The organism is Lysinibacillus sp. CTST325, assembly GCF_054665055.1.
Genome location: NZ_BAAFHO010000013.1, coordinates 1 through 18,816, shown reverse-complemented (window position 1 = coordinate 18,816; position 18,816 = coordinate 1). Strand labels below are relative to the sequence as shown.

The 18,816-nt window shown below is 32.8% G+C and carries 18 protein-coding genes and 1 pseudogene; 4 read left to right on the top strand and 15 right to left on the bottom strand.

Annotated features, from left to right (window positions below; genetic code table 11):
- Positions 1-194: 194 nt before the first annotated feature.
- From ACYQ73_RS21970 to ACYQ73_RS21960, 3 genes and pseudogenes are all read right to left on the bottom strand, one after another.
- Positions 195-1,163, bottom strand: a complete 969-nt coding sequence (locus ACYQ73_RS21970; RefSeq protein WP_460014408.1) for a glutaminase — start codon at positions 1,161-1,163, stop codon at positions 195-197.
- A gap of 299 nt (positions 1,164-1,462) precedes the next feature.
- Positions 1,463-1,720: pseudogene (locus ACYQ73_RS21965) on the bottom strand (amidohydrolase); the annotation flags it as partial.
- A gap of 243 nt (positions 1,721-1,963) precedes the next feature.
- Positions 1,964-4,825 (bottom strand): hypothetical protein, encoded by a 2,862-nt coding sequence (locus tag ACYQ73_RS21960; protein ID WP_460014407.1) that lies wholly within the window; start codon positions 4,823-4,825, stop codon positions 1,964-1,966.
- A 351-nt stretch (positions 4,826-5,176) separates the two neighbouring features.
- On the opposite strand from ACYQ73_RS21960, the gene ACYQ73_RS21955 reads away from it, so the two are divergent.
- Genes ACYQ73_RS21955 through ACYQ73_RS21945 form a run of 3 tightly spaced genes read left to right on the top strand, consistent with a single transcriptional unit; the run spans position 5,177 to position 7,889 of the window.
- Positions 5,177-5,683: a hypothetical protein gene (locus tag ACYQ73_RS21955; RefSeq protein WP_460014406.1), complete on the top strand. Its 507-nt coding sequence runs from the start codon at positions 5,177-5,179 to the stop codon at positions 5,681-5,683.
- Positions 5,684-5,698: 15 nt separating this feature from the next.
- Positions 5,699-6,610, top strand: coding sequence for a tetratricopeptide repeat protein (locus ACYQ73_RS21950; protein WP_460014405.1), 912 nt, complete (start codon positions 5,699-5,701; stop codon positions 6,608-6,610).
- Positions 6,603-7,889 (top strand): ATP-binding protein, encoded by a 1,287-nt coding sequence (locus ACYQ73_RS21945; RefSeq protein ID WP_460014404.1) that lies wholly within the window; start codon positions 6,603-6,605, stop codon positions 7,887-7,889. The genes ACYQ73_RS21950 and ACYQ73_RS21945 overlap by 8 nt, the downstream gene beginning before the upstream one ends.
- Positions 7,890-7,969: 80 nt before the next feature.
- Here the strand turns inward: ACYQ73_RS21945 and ACYQ73_RS21940 are convergent, their stop codons facing one another.
- The 3 genes from ACYQ73_RS21940 to comX all read right to left on the bottom strand — a co-directional run bounded on the left by ACYQ73_RS21940 (position 7,970) and on the right by comX (position 11,971).
- Positions 7,970-9,262, bottom strand: a complete 1,293-nt coding sequence (locus ACYQ73_RS21940; RefSeq protein WP_460014403.1) for a serine hydrolase domain-containing protein — start codon at positions 9,260-9,262, stop codon at positions 7,970-7,972.
- A gap of 223 nt (positions 9,263-9,485) precedes the next feature.
- A complete protein-coding gene (locus ACYQ73_RS21935) occupies positions 9,486-11,792 on the bottom strand; it encodes a sensor histidine kinase (RefSeq protein ID WP_460014402.1) in 2,307 nt (768 codons plus the stop codon).
- Between the two features lie 20 nt (positions 11,793-11,812).
- Entirely contained in the window at positions 11,813-11,971 is a 159-nt protein-coding gene (comX, locus tag ACYQ73_RS21930; protein ID WP_460014401.1) for a competence pheromone ComX, read from the bottom strand.
- Positions 11,972-13,032: 1,061 nt separating this feature from the next.
- Between comX and ACYQ73_RS21925 the strand changes: the two genes are divergently transcribed.
- Entirely contained in the window at positions 13,033-14,262 is a 1,230-nt protein-coding gene (locus ACYQ73_RS21925) for a DUF418 domain-containing protein (protein WP_460014400.1), read from the top strand.
- A 206-nt stretch (positions 14,263-14,468) separates the two neighbouring features.
- Here the strand turns inward: ACYQ73_RS21925 and ACYQ73_RS21920 are convergent, their stop codons facing one another.
- The 9 genes from ACYQ73_RS21920 to ACYQ73_RS21880 form a co-directional block, all read right to left on the bottom strand.
- Entirely contained in the window at positions 14,469-14,663 is a 195-nt protein-coding gene (locus tag ACYQ73_RS21920; protein WP_460014399.1) for a hypothetical protein, read from the bottom strand.
- Positions 14,647-14,796, bottom strand: a complete 150-nt coding sequence (locus ACYQ73_RS21915) for a hypothetical protein (RefSeq protein WP_460014398.1) — start codon at positions 14,794-14,796, stop codon at positions 14,647-14,649. Before ACYQ73_RS21915 ends, ACYQ73_RS21920 begins: the two co-directional genes overlap by 17 nt.
- A gap of 217 nt (positions 14,797-15,013) precedes the next feature.
- On the bottom strand, positions 15,014-15,472 hold the full coding sequence (locus ACYQ73_RS21910) for a hypothetical protein (protein ID WP_460014397.1): 459 nt from the start codon (positions 15,470-15,472) through the stop codon (positions 15,014-15,016).
- A gap of 329 nt (positions 15,473-15,801) precedes the next feature.
- The gene (locus ACYQ73_RS21905; protein WP_460014396.1) at positions 15,802-16,194 is read right to left on the bottom strand and encodes an immunity 22 family protein; all 393 of its coding nucleotides are present in this window, start codon (positions 16,192-16,194) and stop codon (positions 15,802-15,804) included.
- 408 nt (positions 16,195-16,602) lie between these two features.
- A complete protein-coding gene (locus tag ACYQ73_RS21900) occupies positions 16,603-16,920 on the bottom strand; it encodes a hypothetical protein (RefSeq protein ID WP_460014395.1) in 318 nt (105 codons plus the stop codon).
- 252 nt (positions 16,921-17,172) lie between these two features.
- Positions 17,173-17,790, bottom strand: a complete 618-nt coding sequence (locus ACYQ73_RS21895; protein WP_460014394.1) for a hypothetical protein — start codon at positions 17,788-17,790, stop codon at positions 17,173-17,175.
- Between the two features lie 202 nt (positions 17,791-17,992).
- Positions 17,993-18,292 carry a hypothetical protein gene (locus ACYQ73_RS21890; RefSeq protein WP_460014393.1) on the bottom strand — a complete coding sequence of 100 codons (300 nt, stop codon included), beginning with the start codon at positions 18,290-18,292 and terminating at the stop codon, positions 17,993-17,995.
- A gap of 136 nt (positions 18,293-18,428) precedes the next feature.
- On the bottom strand, positions 18,429-18,647 hold the full coding sequence (locus ACYQ73_RS21885) for a hypothetical protein (RefSeq protein WP_460014392.1): 219 nt from the start codon (positions 18,645-18,647) through the stop codon (positions 18,429-18,431).
- A gap of 82 nt (positions 18,648-18,729) precedes the next feature.
- Positions 18,730-18,816 (bottom strand): IS3 family transposase, encoded by an 87-nt coding sequence (locus ACYQ73_RS21880; RefSeq protein ID WP_332870823.1) that lies wholly within the window; start codon positions 18,814-18,816, stop codon positions 18,730-18,732.

Below are 18,816 nucleotides of genomic sequence, written 5' to 3'. Positions count from 1 at the left end.
AAATCATAAAAAAGATGACTCCATTTACTGAAGTCATCTTCCTTTGATTGAATCAATTATGCCTCGACATAATTGCGTCCGGAATCGGCTTTGGGCCAACGTGCTGCTGGACACTCAGTCGTTGCCACAGGACGTGGCGTTCTTAGACTGAGTTGCTCTTTTTCACAGGATGTTTAAACACCTGCTGAAAGAAGTTAAAAAATATTCATATTCCACTCGGTAGCAATATGCTTTAGTAAATTCACTCCGGCTACACTGTTTCCGATGTCATCAATTGCTGGTCCATAAATGCCGATACCGCAGCCAGTAGGAAAAGGTGAATCTAAGCCTGCGTGACTTGGTACAGCCGCTAAAATCGCTCCAGAGACACCACTTTTAGCGGGTAATCCTATAAATGCAGCAAATTTACCAGAAGCATTATACATCCCGCAAGTAACCATCAATGCCTTCGCTAATTTTGCTACTTGTTTAGGAAATAGCTGCGTTTTTAATAAAGGATGATAGCCATCATTGGCAATGACTAAACCAATCATCGCCAAATCTGAAACATTTACTTCAATAGCACATTGTTTCAAATAAACCTCTAATGCTTCTTCTACAGGACAGTCTAAAAAGCCAGAATCCATTAAATAATAGGCTAATGAACGGTTTCGATTGGCAGTTTGCCACTCAGATTGATAAACCTCTTCGTTAACCTTTAATTCCTTGCCAACGATTTGTTCTAAAAATTGAAGGATTTTTGAAACCTTCTCTTGCGGTGAATTTCCGTCAAGCATAGAGGATACTGTAATCGCTCCTGCATTAATCATTGGATTAAAAGGTTTTCCAGGCTGATGGCTTTCTAGACGAATGATTGAATTGAAGGTGTCACCTGTAGGTTCAACATCTACTCGTTCTAAAACATAAGGTAATCCCCGTTCCATACATGCTAAAATAAATGTAACGACTTTCGAAACACTTTGCAGAGTAAATAATTCAGTTGTCTCTCCGGCTTTCATTTCCTCATTATTAGTACCGATAATTGAAATCGCTAATTGATTTGGATCTTTCTCCGCTAATGCGGGAATATAGCTTGCACATTGTCCCTCTTTAGCATAAGGGCGAAACTGTTTCACCCATTCTGCCGCAAGGTGATTATTATGATTGATATGTTCTGTCGGCATTTTGTGATCTCCTTTCAAAAAACGGCATTTTACGCCATAACTACTCAATAAGTACACTTTACTAAGATAAAAACTTAATAATAGGCAAAAACAGAGCCTCCATAGTTTACCCTACGAAGACTCTATTTGGTATAACTTTTTAAAGACTTTTTAAAGTTTTTGAGGCTTTGCCTTCTAGAATTAGCAAAACATAAGTCCCCCATCCAGAGTTCCTGCCATTCTTTTTTGCTTCTTCAATAAGTGCTGGATTGTCAATAAAAATCAACAGCAGTCTATTTCATAAGTTGACATTCCTAAATCACTAAGTATGTCACCTCTGCATATGGTTGAACGACATTTGGAGACGATTCTCCTATGTTTGTAACCGAATAATGCACGCGCTCTTCTGGAATGATATTAGTTTACCCCAACATTCATGAGTTCAACTGCATCTAACGCAGTTCTTCCTAAATTTGGTACACGCAGCTACTTTTCTCCGTAAACTTAAAAGTAGCCGCATAGTTTGCTAGAGAGGCGTAAGTCATAACAGATGTAAAAGTACCAGGATGCCAAGATATTTTTCCTCTCTCCACATAATGTCATCCAACTTATGAATTTCATCGGAACACTTTTGTGTTTATTACCCAACTTTTGAATTTTATCAACTAACTTTTACATTTTATCACCGAACTTTTGAATTTTATCGACTAACTTTCACGTTTTATCACCCAACTTTTAATTTTTATCGACATCCTCCTTCCAGGCACACAAAAAAACCCCGAATAAATTTCTTTATCCGGGGTTTGGGTTTAAACTATTTTTTATAAATCGTTTGCGTACATCTTCTTATATAAAATTTCTAATTTTTTCGAGAGCTTACCATATGCAGTTTGCCAAGTTTTACGTGCTGCTGCATTGTCTTCTGTCGAAGGTACGTAAAGAGCATGAACCTCGGCTACCTTTTTCAAATCACTCTCGGCCTGTGTTAGATTAGAATAATTTTTCACGACGCTCTTTTCGGAAGCACTCAGATTATCATATGCTGCACGAATTTCTTTCACTTTCGTCTCCAAGTCATCAATATATTCACCATTTACAAGCAATGAATTAATGGATTCAACTAATTTTAAAGCAACTTCATTAGACTGTTGTTGATCTTTATTTTTTTCAATAATAGATTGTCGTATTTCTGGACTAACTAAACTCATTTGTTTTGATGTTAGCTTATCAAAAGCTTTGATGACCGTCGTTGGGTTACTAGTAAATGATTTTTCATATGTCTTCATAAATGATTCTACTTTTTTTACATCAGAAACTGCTGTTGTTAAGATGGCAGCATTCGTAATACGTTTTTTATCACTAGAGCTTAGCTTATTATATTGCGTTGAAAGCTCATTAATTTTTTCCTTTGAAACTGTATACGTATCATTTGAGACAATTTTTGCAATTTCATTATTTAACTTTGTAATATCTGGTGCATTCACATCTTCTAAACGATGATTGAGCAAGTCTTCATATTGCTGTTTTGCTAAATACTGTTGATTTGCAGGTAGCTTAGCATAAGCAGTTTGTACTGTTTGAATTTTTTTCGCCTGTTTCGTAGCATCTTTTTCTTCTCTTGCAGTTTGCACTTTTTTATGGAATGACTTCACACCAGAAAGATCTTTACTAGCCGCTGTTAATAAATAATAGTTTGTTACGTACTTTCGTCCAGCGGAAGATAGGTTTTTATATTTTGTTGTTGCTGCATTAACAGCTGATTCAAATTGAGCAAATGTATATTTCGTTACATCAGCAAGCTTATCAACATCAGCCTTTAATGCCAATGCAGCAGCCTTATCAGCAGGTTCCTTCCCATTTAAATCAACTGTAATAGTCGGAGGATTCAATAAAAAATCGTTTGCGTTATATACAAGTGATTGTTGTAGACTAGTTAACTTATTATAAGCTTTCAATACATTAGTATAGTTAGTTTTCAACTTACTTTCGGCTACCCCTGGCGTTACTGATAGCTTTTGATAGGCGTCCATGTCCTTAATAATTTTTTCAGCTGCTTTAAAATCTTTTTGCAGGGTTACCATGCTATCATATCCGACAATTTTAGCCGTTGAATTTTTTGTTAAGCCCTTATATTCATTAATAATACGGTTTACATTATTAACATGACTTTGCCAAGTAGTTACTGACGGATCAATTGGGTAACTGTCATCAGCATCGCCTACATAATTGTCAATCTCGATATTTAATCTGTCAATTTGACTATTTTCTGCGTTTTCTGCTTGAAGTAATGTACTCATATATTTTGCTGGTACAAGTTGAAGTTGTTTATAAGTTAACTTTTCATAAGACGTACGTATTGATTTTGCTGTAGTCACCTGTTTGCTAGGTGAATCATTTTGTGACAGCTTATCGAAAAGTTTAATAAATTGTTCAACCTTTTTAATATCCGACTTAGCATCACTTAAAATTGCTTGATTTTGAACAGTTGCTCGGTAATTTTGAGATAACTTTGCTATATCCTTTTCAATTGTTTCAACTGCTGATTTTAAAGATTCTATGCTAGTAGGTACATACGTAACAAAAGAATTTTTATGTGCTAACAAGTCAACAATTGCTTGATTAAGTCTTCTAACTTCTTTAAATTCTTCGATATGTGACGGATCTATCAAAATGTTTTTAATGCTATTGTATAAGGCATCATTTAAATCTAAGCTACGTTGTAATAAATCAAACTTACCATAGGACTCATCGATGTCTTTTAAATATTTCGGTAGGTCTTTTTCATTAACCTCTTTTACCTTATCTACTTTCTCATTTAATTTGCTAATTAAATCTACATCTGCAGCTGCTCTCTTTAATACATCATAATTTGTCACATTCGCCTTTGCTGCAGTTGATAGTGCCTGATATTTACTTTCTAATGCCGTTACTTCTGCCTTAAAAGATTCTAGACTTGTTACATTATATTTGTTGTCATTTATTAGTAAAGTTTTTATTTCCTTCATCATTGACTCAGATGGTTCGTTAGATACGGTTACCACACTAGAAAACTCCGATTCAACGAAAGTAGTTCCTACCTTAGCCTTTACATTAACCATTATATCTGTGATGCCATTATTTAAAGCATTATTAGGAATTCTGTATGTGTCGTTAGTAGCTCCATCAATAATTGTGAAGGATTCACCAACTTTATAAAACCATTGATAGCTATATGTAATCTGACTGCTTTGTAACTTTGCTCCGGCATCATCGGTTACCATTGCACCTGAGACTTGTACCAATTCACCAGGTACTGCATAATTTGAACTACTATCAATTCTTGGTGCAGTTATTGAAAGTTTTAGTTCATTAATCGAACGGGGTTCACTCTTATACTTATCGCCATTTGTTGTAGTCGCTTCCACGAAAACTGCTTTGCCTGCCGCTTCAACTGGTATTGTAAATGACGCTGTTGTGGCACCAGAGATTGGTTTGTTCGTTGAATCGTTAGAACCATCTACATAATACCACTGATAACCTTTAACAATCGAATTTGCTGGTAAGTTTTCAATAGAAGCTTTTAAAGTTTCATTTACTGTATTTTGTCCTGTGATGGAAACTGTATTGGCTGCCGCTCCTGCAACTGTTGGTACAATAAGAGCTACTGGGATAGCTGCCGCTGTCAAAAATAATTTTTTATTCAAATTTTCATACCTCCTCTATCATCTATTGAATTATATCGGTTCCATTTTTAATAATTCTCTTCATTTTATTGAATAATTCTAAAAAGTGTATTTCCTCCCTCTTCCAATATCAAAAAAAATATTTTTTTGATAATACATTAATTTTAACACTACTTATTTCCCCTTCCGTATTTTCACAGCAAATGTCATTTACTTGAGTTAATAACATCCAAAACGACGAAACAAAAGAAATCATCGTATGAAATTGATTCAAAAAAATGAACCTGAACAATTTTTTATTAATGAGAATTAAGGAACATAATAACTGTTTTACAATCCTGCCAAGAAGGTGTTTCCAGTTTCAAGAAATATATGTATAATACAAATGTTATTAGGATATTAATAGGAAACAAGGAGCTTGATGGAATTATGGAAAATCTTTATGAACCTAGTTTAACAAACAAGGAAGTAGACAGGACAAGAAGCTACGAGATTGGTAGTCTATTTTTTGTTGCTATATTTGGTGGTATTTTTGCCATTACCATATTAGGTATACAAAACGCTAAATGGCTAAAAATCGAGAAAAAATACATACAGTTGTTAACGATTATTAGTATTGTACTTATTATTGCGAAGCTTGCAGTCGTTTACGCAATTGGTCAACAACTAATCCTCATAGATGAAAAGTATATTAAATTTATTAGTCAACTTTTTGGGGTTGCCTGTTTTTTCATTTTCTTCGTTTTTTTAGATGAGCCATATAAAGAACATTTAGCAGTAGATGGTAGTGCTGAATCATTATGGAAGCCAGGGTTTATCGCAATCATCATCTCTGGCTTAATTGATGCTTTGGTTACGTTATTCTTACTAGCACTATAGGAAAGGAGATATATTATGAGTGAATATGAAGAATTTGATGAATACGAAGAATATGAAGAACCATCCTTTGAAGTTATCGAGCATTATTTTGATATAGGGAAATATCCCCAAGTTATTGAGCTTATTAACGAAGAATTACATGACAATATTGAAAATAGCCGGCTTTGGTATATGTTAGCTTACAGTAACTATGCAATAAACGAATTTGACGAGGCTGAAGAACAATTTCATGAAGCCATGAGATTAGGATTCGATGAGGAAATCATATTTTATTTTCTCGGCCATTTATACATGGAAACCGAGCGATGGCAAGAAGCAGAAAAAGCCTTTCTTGAATCACTTCGCTTAAATCCAAATAATGCAGCAACACATGCAGGCTATGCTGTTTTAATGAAACAAACAGGCTATCGAAAAAAATCAAAGCTATTAATCAATAAAGCATTAGAATTAGATCCAGAAAATTCATATGTTTTACGTAAAAACTTTATTTTACAAGGGGTCCATGGAAGTAGAGAACAACAAATCCTTGCATTAGAACAATATATGAATTCAGCAGATAGTGAAGTTGCAAAATTGTTGCACCTTGGAATAAATGCCTCCTTCCGAAATAATGAAAAAGAAGCGAAAGAATATTACAGACAAGCCTTTCTTTTAAATCCTGAGGATCAAACATTACTATCTATATTAGAAGAGATGGAAATTACAACCCACCCTCTGCTAGCACCTAATCGTTTTATGGAGCGTTTAGGAGGTCCATCTATCATTTGGCTTGTAGGGATTGGACTAACCTTTTTGTTACTAGCATTAGGATTTGATAGTATAGCCATGCTGTTTTTAAAATGCTATGTAGTACTTGCACTTTATACATGGATATCAGTTCCATTGGCAAAGGGACTAAGAAAAATAAGGGGTTATCGATATGGATAAAATTAAATGGTTACAGCAAATGGTGGAACAAAGCCCAACTGACCCTCAAGCACATTACTGGCTTGGAAAAGAGCTTGCTGAAAACGATCGCTGGCTAGAAGCTGTACAATCGTATTCAACAGGAATTTCTATCTGTACAGATGATACACTACGTATGGAAATCATAAATGAATTAACAAAAACGAGTATACAAATTCAACAAACGAAGTCAATGGATTTCCAATCACCCGTTATTGAGCAGGAAAGTCCTGATTTAGATGAAATGATTGAGACTACTGAAGACATTGCCGCTTCAGCTGAAGAATTGCTTGAAGGAGAAGTCAAAAGTGAAGAAACCGAGTCGGATCAATTAATAGATTTTACACCTAGGTTAAAAATTATTGATGGTAAAGCTCCTAAAACAGTTAAAAAAGGTAAGGAACAAATCACTTTTACGGATGTTGCTGGGCTTGATGACTTAAAAAAGACCATTACTTTACGTATTATTAGCCCATTTTATAACAAAGGTCTATTTGCTAAGTTTCGAAAAAAAGTAGGCGGCGGTGTTCTTCTCTATGGTCCCCCTGGTTGTGGAAAAACATTTATTGCCAAGGCAACCGCTGGTGAATGTAAGGCTAATTTCTATCCTGTTCATATTACTGACATATTAAATCGCTATATTGGAGAAAGTGAACAGAATTTAAAAGCGGCTTTTGATAAAGCGCGTTTTCAAAAGCCAAGTATTATGTTTTTTGATGAAGTAGACACGATTGGTATGAGTCGGTCTAAAGCTTCTGAATATACTCGAGGAATCATCGACACATTCCTTACAGAGTTAGAGGGAATTGATACAAGCACAGATGAAGTGCTTATTATGGCTGCTACAAATACCCCTTGGGATATCGATAGTGCCTTAAAGCGCCCTGGTCGATTCGACCGTCTCATATTTGTCGCTCCACCAGATAAAAAAGCGAGAGAGCAAATTTTTAAATTAAAGCTAGCGGGAAGATATGCTGAAGAAATAGATGTAGCAACACTAGCTGCTCAAACTGAATTTTTCTCAGGTGCAGACATTGAAAATATGATTGAATTAGCTACTGAAAATGTACTTGCTGAAATTTTAGCAACTGGTGATGAACGTCCAATCACAACTAATGATTTATTTCACGTTTTAGAAGAGATACAACCGTCTACATTAGAATGGTTACGTACTGCAAAAAACTACGTGAAATACGCAAATCAATCAGGGTTATACAATGATGTTGAAAAATATCTACGTGCCCATGCTAAACGCATTTAAAGAATGACATCAAAGAGGCATCTCCATAGATAGTTGGGATGCCTCTTTCTAAATTTCAAAATATAATATTGATGCTCCATCTATTGCTTATGAAGCATATAAGTTTTTTCATAACAATCGATATATTGCACACGCTCTATTTCGCCTGATATTGAATAATAAAATATCAATCGTTCATAAATCATCTCTGTTAAAAAAGTACTTTTCGTAGCGTCATGACTAATTGGTATAAGCTTAAATTTATATAATGCTCCATACATCTTAGGGGCCGTTAGATAAAGCTCTTCATTTTTAATAGAAATAGTAAGTACTTTATTTTCCATTAAATATTCCCCCGCGATAGATGCTTTCTTTGTGAACATTATCGGGACTGCAGGTACCGGTGGAGATACATTTTTAGCAAAAACAATCTTTGGAATTTCTCTACTTAAGTGCATGACAGGTGTAACATTCATATTGCTTAAAAAGGTAATCGTAACTTGGTCATCAACAAATCTAAGGAAATCACTTGAATAACCGCTAATATCTCCAAAATGATGCACACATTTTTTCCCCATTACATCAGAGACCATCCAGCCACACGCATAGGATCCAAGATTTGGAGTCAACATTTTCTCTGTTAATTCCTTACGAAGTAATTTGGATGATGTTAATGCCTGATCCCAAATAAATAAGTCCTCTGTTGTTGAATATAAACCATAAGAACCTAATGGAAATGACATATCCGCATACGCTGGATGAATGGGTTCTTCCCAAAATGAATAACCCGAAGCTAAACCTGGAACAAGCTTCACCCCATCATCACAGCCTGTATGATACATACCTAATGGATAACATATATGCTGCTGTATGTAATCTGCATAAGACATGTCTGAAACTTTTTCAATAATAGCCGTTAACAACACATACGCTGAATTTGAATAACCAAATTTACTACCAGGTTCAAACTCTAATTCCCTTTCTTTAAAGGAATCAATTAGCTGATTTAATGTTGATGGCAATCTCATTGTGCGAAACCAAAAATCAGGGGCATTTGTATAATTAGGTATTCCAGAACTATTCGTTAAACAATGAAATATTGTTATTTGTTGACCATTCGGATAATCTTGTAGATATTTTCCTACGCAATCATCTATATTCAATTTTTGCTTTTCATGCAATTGAAATATAGCCATCGCCGTAAATGCTTTCGTGAGTGATCCTATACGAAATTTAGTTGTTGGTACATTTGGAATGCTATGCTCCCAATTCGCCATACCAAACCCTCTGTTTAAAAGAATATTCTCATTAGATGCAATTAATAAAGTACCATTTAAATAACCGTTTCGATTATAAGAATCTACCCAATTATTTAACCGTTCTTCTAATAACATGTGAGTTTCTCCTTACTAAAATGAATAATCATTCTTTAAATTTTTCACGTGATAAGTTGCCGCCGTATCTTGAAGTTGTTTAGTAGAAACCCTTCATTCATTTTGTTGCGATTTCTATATACTTCAATGCAAAACCTCCCAATCCAGCTTGTACTGTAATTTCTACAATACTAGAAGATTAGGAGGCGTTAAAATGGTTCATATCTTTCTTTCTATTCATATATTATCCTCTACTAAGAGTTGGCCATCTATTATAAGTGTCGTAGTCATAGGAATGAGTATGATTTCCTTCATTTATTTTAATTCGAATGGACATTCCTTCTCCCACATTGGTATTGATAGAAAACTGTCCGTTAAAGGCTTGTACTCTATCTTGCATTCCCCTGATTCCCATTGAATCAGAAACAATAATTCCATCCATTTTGTATCCTACACCATCGTCTAAATAAATAATTTCAAAGCCATCGTCTGTTTCTAACAAATGAATTTCGACAGTGTTGGCATACGAATGTTTTAATGCATTGTTTAACAACTCTTGAAAAAGCCGATAAATCATCAAGTTTAAACGTTCATCTTCTAAATATAGACGATCAATTGTGTAGACTAAAACAAAATCCGCACGCTTATGAACTTTTTGAATAAGCTTCTCAAGCGCAGCATTTAAGCCTAGTGTATCTAATAATGGTGGCTTCAAATTTTCGCAGTAGCCTCTTAAATCATTCAACGATGCAATCATATGATCATGAATCTTAGTAAGGTTCACCTGAATATCCGTTGTCCTCTTCGCATGAATACATACATCCATTTCTCGAGCAATATGTAGCTGCTCTTGTAAAACCGTATCATGAAGCTCTTGAGCTAATTGATATTTTTCTTGTTCAAATCGTAGCCAAAGAAGCTTATTGAGCCATGGTAGCTGACTTTTATCAGCCTCTTTCATATGCTTTAACTGTTCTAATAGATCTTCCACCATTTTCGTATTTTCTATAAAATTATTTAAATATAAAAGCAATAATTCAAGCCATAATAATTCCTCATCCTTTAAATAAATCGATTTATTATGGTCTACAACTAATATTCTTTTATAATTAATATCTTGATGAATAAAAGCAATATAAAAATGCTCCGTTTTCTTTATATCTCCCAAGCGGAGATTCTCAAGTAATATTTCGTTAATTTGATTTTGTGTATATTCCTTCGATGGGCTTGTGGAAATCACTTGATGTGTTTGCAAATCATAGGTCAATACGTAAACATGTTTGATCTCAAGGTGCAAAGCAATTTCTTGAACAAATTTATCAAGCAAGTCTTCAATCTTCACGACCCTACCAATACTATCAACTGTCGTATACAATCGATGGATATAATCCCCTTTTGTTGAAAAAAGAATTTTCCGCTTATGATAATCTATTTTTTCTTTAATGTAAAAAAGTGCTATCAAAGAAAAGAACGTAAAAAAGAAAATTTCCGTCATTCTTGAAATAGATAAATCAGTAAGCCAATAAAGACCCATTAACAGCCAAATTGTAAAAATAAATGAAAAATTAAAATAATGGCGTAAACGGGTAACAAAGTATTCCATATCAAATATACGTTCAGTGAGCTGTGTACATATAAAGCTGTATGGTATGAGCATTAAGAATAAGGAGCATACTTCTGCAGAAAGTATATATCGATTAAATAAGATTACTGGTAGTGCATACAAAAAAAGAAAAGGTAAAAACGGAATAAAAACACTACTCAATAAAATTTTCAATTGTGGCGTTTTATGTTTAAGATAACCTATTATCATAATACTTAATAGGATAGTCAAAAGTATTAAAAAAATCCCCAGAATAATGTATGAATAGAATAAGTAATTAGATGGATAAATTATACTTAAAACGCTAATCAATATGATAAATACAGGGATCGCATAAAGTGCTTTTACATTATCAAAAAAGAACCATTTTATATTTAAAAATTCAAAATATTCCTTCAAGAAATGAATTAACAACACTAAGCACAATAGCATCGTACTACGATTTACAACAATACCAACATAATCTAATCTACTCGAAGCCCCACTGCTCACATAAGCTAAAGAAACCGTTAGAATAAATAGAATTAGTAAATTAATCAGGATATTATTTTTTTGTTTGTAATTTAAGTACACGGTAATAAACAAACTTAGTAAATAATAGCAAAAGGGAACTAAAAGAACATAATAAAATTGTTGTGGAATATCTAAATGCTTTGCTTTTACTTCAATTAGTTTTCCATCTGGTTTCATTATTAATAAATTATTAGCTGCTCTAATTACAGAATCATATTTTAGCCTAGTATCATATCCTATCTGAGTACCATCAACCTCTAAAATTATATCTCCAGACATTATATGATGATCATCTGCCCATTTTTTGAAATATGGTTCAATCACAAACCATTGTCCATTTTTTTCCTTGATTTGAATATTTAAAGAAGGCGAGCTATAAGTTACATTGAGCAGATAAATACCGATTACTAAATAGACACTTATAGCTAGCCACAACCATTTAATTTTTTTAAACCTTAGACCCAAATTAAACTTTTTGAACCGTATTCTTCATCAAAAGAATCCAGAATTGCCTTTTGTTCAAGTTCTGTAACACCAACTAGAGAAGCTTTTCTTTCTTTTAACAATGTTACTAGTGACGGATTTTTTTCCAAAAACTGAATAATGTTAACCATAAAATCTCCTCATTTCATTAGTTTTTTTACACCTTTCACACATAATTACATTCTTCCTTCGAAGTATTGTGTATACCTAAACTTGTTTTACTAATTTTTCCAAGGAATTATTAACCATAAATGTAACTACACCTTCATTATACTATTATTTCACATTTAATCAACAACATTTTCTATTAAATGCTAAGAAATGATATATTATGTAACATTTTCATATAATGTACTAATTTTCGCAATTTTTAGCTTCAACTCTATTTTTAACTTCCATAACTAAATTTCATTTCAAAAAATTTAAAATAAAAAAGCTTATTCCTTCTACTATATTGTCCATGGACTATTGACGTTGGTGGTTATGTAATTACGTATAGTTATGTAATTGTGCTTTTAGAAAAACATTATGGCCTGTTTTAAGGTTGGAAAGATTTCTCTACTTTCTCATTTAAACATCGTTTAATTACTCCAACTTCAATTCTCAGAAATGAAGCAAGCTTTAGATTAGCACCAGGAAGTTATAGAGTAAAGCTTGGCGGAAGCTTTACAACTGCTAAAAATGGTATATATAATGCAGTAGCCAATGGTCCGTTTTATTTTGAAGTTAAATAATAATGAGGATTTGATAACAAATCATATAGCATAATATATATGTTACATACTATTTTAGTACTTATTGTAATAATCCAGATTCGGCATTTTTTCTCAACATCCTATCGAATTTTTTTAAAAGTCATTACAATTTTTCTACTATTGATTTACAAACTGTATATTATGCTTTATCAAACTTTCCTTTCTTTTCGATACTTACCATTAATGCTATCCTATTTCTTCCTATGTAATTTCACTCCAATCCAATAATAATTAAGCGCTCTCCAAAAACCTTTCCTCTTCTATCTTCTTATTTTATTTATTGATATACCCCTCTTTCATCTAACTCTTCGTTTCACAAATTACGCTCTCCCTTATAGAATCCTGATAATTATAATTTAAAGTTTCATTAAACAAAGTTTTTTCAACAGTAGCCATTTGTTGAAAGAACAAAATAAAACAATGTAAAGGATGATTATATGAAGCAAAAACTTTCACCCATCTCTGCCAAAGAGCGGATTGAAACACTCGATGTATTAAGGGGGTTCGCATTATTAGGAATCATATTAGCAAATATTGTTTGGTTCCTTTATCCAGCCTATATGCAGGAAGATCTAAGTTTTAAAAATGAATGGACTTCTTTTTGGAATCAAGCCGATTATACCGTTCATACTATTATTACTATGTTTGTCGATGGAAAATTTGTCATGCTGTTCTCTATGTTGTTCGGTTTTGGTATGGTCATCATGCAGGAAAGAGCTGCCGTAAAGCAACTAAACTTTTGGGGAATTTATTTTAGACGACTTATTGCGTTATTTATTTTTGGTTGTATCCACGCTTATTTCATTTGGTTCGGAGATATTTTAACAGACTATGCAATTTTGGGATTGTTACTCCTTTTCATGCATAAGTTAAAACCTAATGTTATGTTAATCATTAGCGTAACTTTATATAGCTTATATTTTGGATTATTTACTTTAGGAGCTCTATCCTCCGATTCTACGACGATGTCTATGACAATGTCAGAGGAAAGTCGTCAGCTTATGCAATTTACGATAGATGCCCATCAAAATGGAAGTATTCAAGAATTAATGAATGCTAATTTTATGGAAAGAACTTATTATACAATGCGTAATGGATTATATGTTCTTTCTCTAGGCAACCCTATACTTTATTTATTTACAAATCTTCCGTACTTACTAATGTTCTTATTCGGAGCAGCTGTTGCGAAGAAAAAATGGCTTCACCGTTTTAAAGAATATCGAAAAGGCTTTTTCATTACGTGGTTGCTAACATTGATTTTTGGTGGAACATTGTGCTGGATCTTACCTTTCCTTTTAGAAAATTTTTCAGTTGTTCAATATATTAGCTCACCACTCCTAACAATCTTTTATGCTATTAGCTTGATCTTTATTTATCACACGGTGAAAGGGAAGAAAGTTTTACAGTGGTTAGCGTTTCCAGGAAGAATGGCATTCACAAACTATATCGCCCAATCTATCATTTGTACATTTTTATTTGGACCATTTGCATTTGGCGTATACGGAAAACTCCACTTAACGACAGCTATCATCATTGCCATTGTCATTTTTGTCTTCCAAATAATTATTAGTAAGCTATGGTTATCCAAATTCCGCTTCGGGCCATTAGAATATGTTTGGAGATCATTCACTTATTTAGGTATTAAAAAGGAATCTAAAAATGCATAGCTTAAGTGAGGATTGACTGCAATTCGGTGAATTCCTCGATAAAACGAACTAAGAGGCTGCCTCTTAACCATCTAAAAAACAGCCAGAAATCGGCTTGACCGTTGACTGGCTGTTTTTATGATTCTAAAGAAAAAGTATTTGAATTTAAAAATTTCCGACCGAGCTATAGCATTCTCGTTAGAAATTGCGTAAAGTACCTTAAATTATTATAACTTCTTTAATATCGGCTCATTTGTTGTAAGCAATTCTACTCCAGTATCAACTCTATCAAATAACAGGTAATGTTTTATGTTGTCTGTTGGAATTGCTCCAGAAATTTGAAGTGTAAAGTTATTAAAATAACTTGAGTCTGTTAGCACAAACATTCTATTATTTTTAGGATATCTAGTAATTTCGTTCATTTATTTGAATTAAGTCCTTTACTTCCTTCATTCGTTCATCTAGTATTTCTTTTACCTCTTCATCTGAAATTACTCTTTTTTTGTACTCCTTCATTGCTCGATCAAAATACTTCCAATATTTATTAGTACGCATTCTTCCACTCCTTTTTGATGTCATTTCGCAATGAGAAAATTACTTTATAATCTACAATCGCATATCAAAATCTATTTTTTGCCTTCTTAAAGTACTTTTATAAATTTCATCCAAGATATCTATAAAATAATTAATTTTTCCAAAAAAATATATGTAAAGAAAGGATTTTTGGTATCTTCTTTACATATGTTTTGGAATATTATATTGATTTACCTAATCAACTACTTGGTTTTATAGTCATTTCCTCTGGTTTGTTAATATTTATCATATAAATTAAATCAGCGGTTGAATGTGCTTTTAATAAGTTATCTTCTAATTCCAATTTATAAAATGGATTGGAAGCCGTTGAAAAGAATGCCCATATCAAATTATTGTTCATGTCAACATTAGCAATAAACCCTTCATTCCCCATACCACCTTCACCACAAATAAATATTCTATCATTATGTTGAATTTGTGGATGTTTCTCAATCTCACACCAGATGTCCTCATTAAAAGACATGATACTTTCTAAAGAGGTTTCACATAGGGGATTTATAAAGTAATTTTTAGTATTACCGTCCATTACTTCATAAGAATCCATAATAATAACTTTACCTGATAAATAAATTATGCCATCTATACCTGGAAGCTGATTGTTTTTCCAATTAGTTTGTATAATTTCGTTTATTTTCATTTTAATCTCCTTCGTTACTATTACGATCCTTTTATACATACAATATCAGATTATTTTGCTGTCCCTTTCGGTGGCATTATGATTTTTGGAAGACCTGATCTGTTAGGAGGTTTTGAAAGTAGTTTCTTATGTAGATTACTGCAGTAAGTTCCACCGTTATGTTTGGGTTATAGATACTTCTGTTATTCCTGCCCTTTGGGACGCAAATGATTTCTATTAACCTATTGTTGAACATCATCAAGAAGTACAGCGCTCTCGATAAACATCCTTATACCAAGAGCTTAGTAAAATTGTTACTGAATAACAACCCTCTCTATAATAGAATTCCGTTATAAATCAGTATCAAAAACACCTATATAAGTAAGTTTATTATACAGTTTAGTTTCATCTGATATTACTAACTCTGGATCCATATAATAGAACATTGAATTTATATTTTCAAAACCTTTTTCTTTACTGGTATGCTGTATTTCAATACCTATTTCTGATGAAACTGATAACTCCCCCAAAAACTCTTTTATATTTCTCAACTCTTCTGTTCTAAAAACACCTATTAAATCCTCGTCATACCACCTTTCACCAATATCTTTACAAAATTGACATACATTATATTCAGGGTCATCGATATCTATATCCGGATCACTATAATCCAGTTCAAAGTATTTTTCAAAAACATTTGATTCATCATGGTTAATACCAACCCATATATGAACTTTAGACATGTGCATTTTATTACAACCCACTTTCAATAATTAAATATCTCTGATAAAAAAAAGGAAATCATATTCCTCTTTCTGTATATTTAAAAACTTTTTCAAACTTCTATTAATTATAGAGAGTCCTATATGTAATTTAGTTTTTCTTTTCTTTCCTTCCCTACATGATTTTATCTGATTTATCTTCGTTCTTATGACATTAATTCAATGCAGGTTCCTCGATATAGTATAAATCAGAGCTATTCATCATAAGTTTCACTAGGCGTTCCGAAACTGTCTATATTCTGTTTTACTTCACTCCACTTATCTAATAATTCTTTTCGAATTTCTAGTACTGTTGAGTTCATTCTACTCCTCCATTTAAAAACACATATCATTAAACCTTTTATAAGAGGTAACATATAAATCACTTAACTACGGCATAAGACTACTTACCCACTCTTTAAGATTTTCAGTCCACTCTTTACTCTTAACTTTTTTAAAGTAAAGTATCTTGCTATTCCGACTTTCTTCACAATAGAAAATATCATTCAGATTAGTACTTCTTCTCCCAAAATCACCATGAATAGGGAATATTAAAGTAATAGCTTCTTTATTTATACCTCTCGTGATTTCCCAATAAACTGTAAAATCATTTGTTACATAATACAATTGATCAGAATATGCATTTGAAACCGACCAGCCTCTTTGAATTAGCTGATTCTCTAACATTTCTAAATGTTTAATTGACATAGTTCTCCTTCTTAAAATTGATCCCGGAAATTTTTAAGAGGTATTTCCATCCTTAGTTAAATGTCTTCAATTTTTTCTGCATTAAAGGAGAACCTCATCCGCAAATCCCCTTGCCGGGTGTTCTGGAAATTGGTTTTTCCATTTACAATAAGTCTTCATCAACTTGATTTCCTCGTACATTATTCAAATATAGTTTCATTTTCTATCCTCTATTTTATAAAAATAACTTATTTCACTAGATTATTTATCAACCTATGAAAATTGCCAATATCCTACTATTGGATTCTTTATTGAATCCTCCATCACAAGTGCATACAAATACACAGCACCAAACCCAAATGGAAGGCTTGTGCCTGAATGGAATAATCCACTGGGATAACCGTCCTCATCAATTTGACACAAGAAACTATACCCATCTTTTTCTAATTCTGAGTAATAATATTCTTCTTCTTGGATGTGAAAGGGATTCCCACCAAACTTAATAAAAAAAGGTGTTTCAAAGGCTTGTTCCTCATTTACAAAAATACCTTCTGAAATATAGTGTTTAACAATTCCAAATTCGGTATAAGTGGAATCCAAACTTTCTTTTGAAACCGGATGTTTAAACACGTACAATGAGCAGTTTGGATAAATATTTTTTGAAACACGATTTTCGTATTCTTTTGGTATAAAGACCGAAACCATGTTATTTTTATCTAGTGGACTTACAAAACAAAGATAGAAGTGATAATCAGATCCAATTTCACTAAATTCGTCAAAATATGCTGGGGCATTTCCACCAATCCATCCATTACCAACATTCTGATTTTTGTCTAACTGAAATATAATACTTTCTTTTCGTTCAACTACTATGTTATTTTTATTCTCCATATTATTATCCAAATAACTTATCGGATTTTACACCCCTTTGCATTGAGTTACTTTCTACAGATTAATCCATGTCTTCAGGCGACTTCATTCCATTACCAAAATATTCGTACTTCCACACATCGCCATTCGGTTCTGTTTTCTGAATCAAGTGGCCCTATCATAGCTGAAAATCCTAGTCTAAGAAGAGGATGAAGAGTAAATATTACATCTCTTCCAGCTCATATTGCAAACTTAGGTTTACAATGACTTTACAAACTTCCTCTATTAACTCACTTTCTTGAACTCTTCTGTTACCATTAGTCCAGATGTATATTTCATCCTTGCATTTTTCTATAGTACACCATCGATCCCAATTAAAATCGTCATATGGAAATACAATTACTTTTTGATCCATAATTACATCTTTATACATTTCATTAGACTTTAGGACAGAGAATATTTCCTCGATTACCAAATCTATTTTTTCTTTATCTTCAAGAACTATACTGTACTCAATACCCATATTATCAACCCCCTTCTTCATGATTTCTTCATCACGTCAGCCAAGTCGACTGCTTTTTCGATGGTCTATCGGTATAATATATTCTTTACATACCTTTTTGGAAGTTTTATATTTAAATTCCATCAAAATATTAAAGTCATCCAACAATCCAGCTAATTATTATCCCTTTTGCCTTTTTCAAATTATCATTATTTAATGTACAAACTATTACTAATTCATTCAGAGTACCTTTGGCATCAACAGTACTATTTCTCCAAGAGGTAAATACGTCCCCATCAATTGGATTTTCTTGAATAACCCTTATTATTCTCCCATCTTTTTTAGATCTCGCTGAGAATATTTGGTTTCCATCCATCACTTTTTTCCCATTACTGAAAGTGGTTTTATAAAATGGGCTTATAAAGTGTACCCTTTGTAAAGGACATTTTGAAAAAAAGCTAGGCTACCTTTTGAAGCTGCTGTCTGTATTTTGCAGGCGGCAGCTTTTTCAAGTTCCATTGCCCTCGATAATGGTTGTAATACAT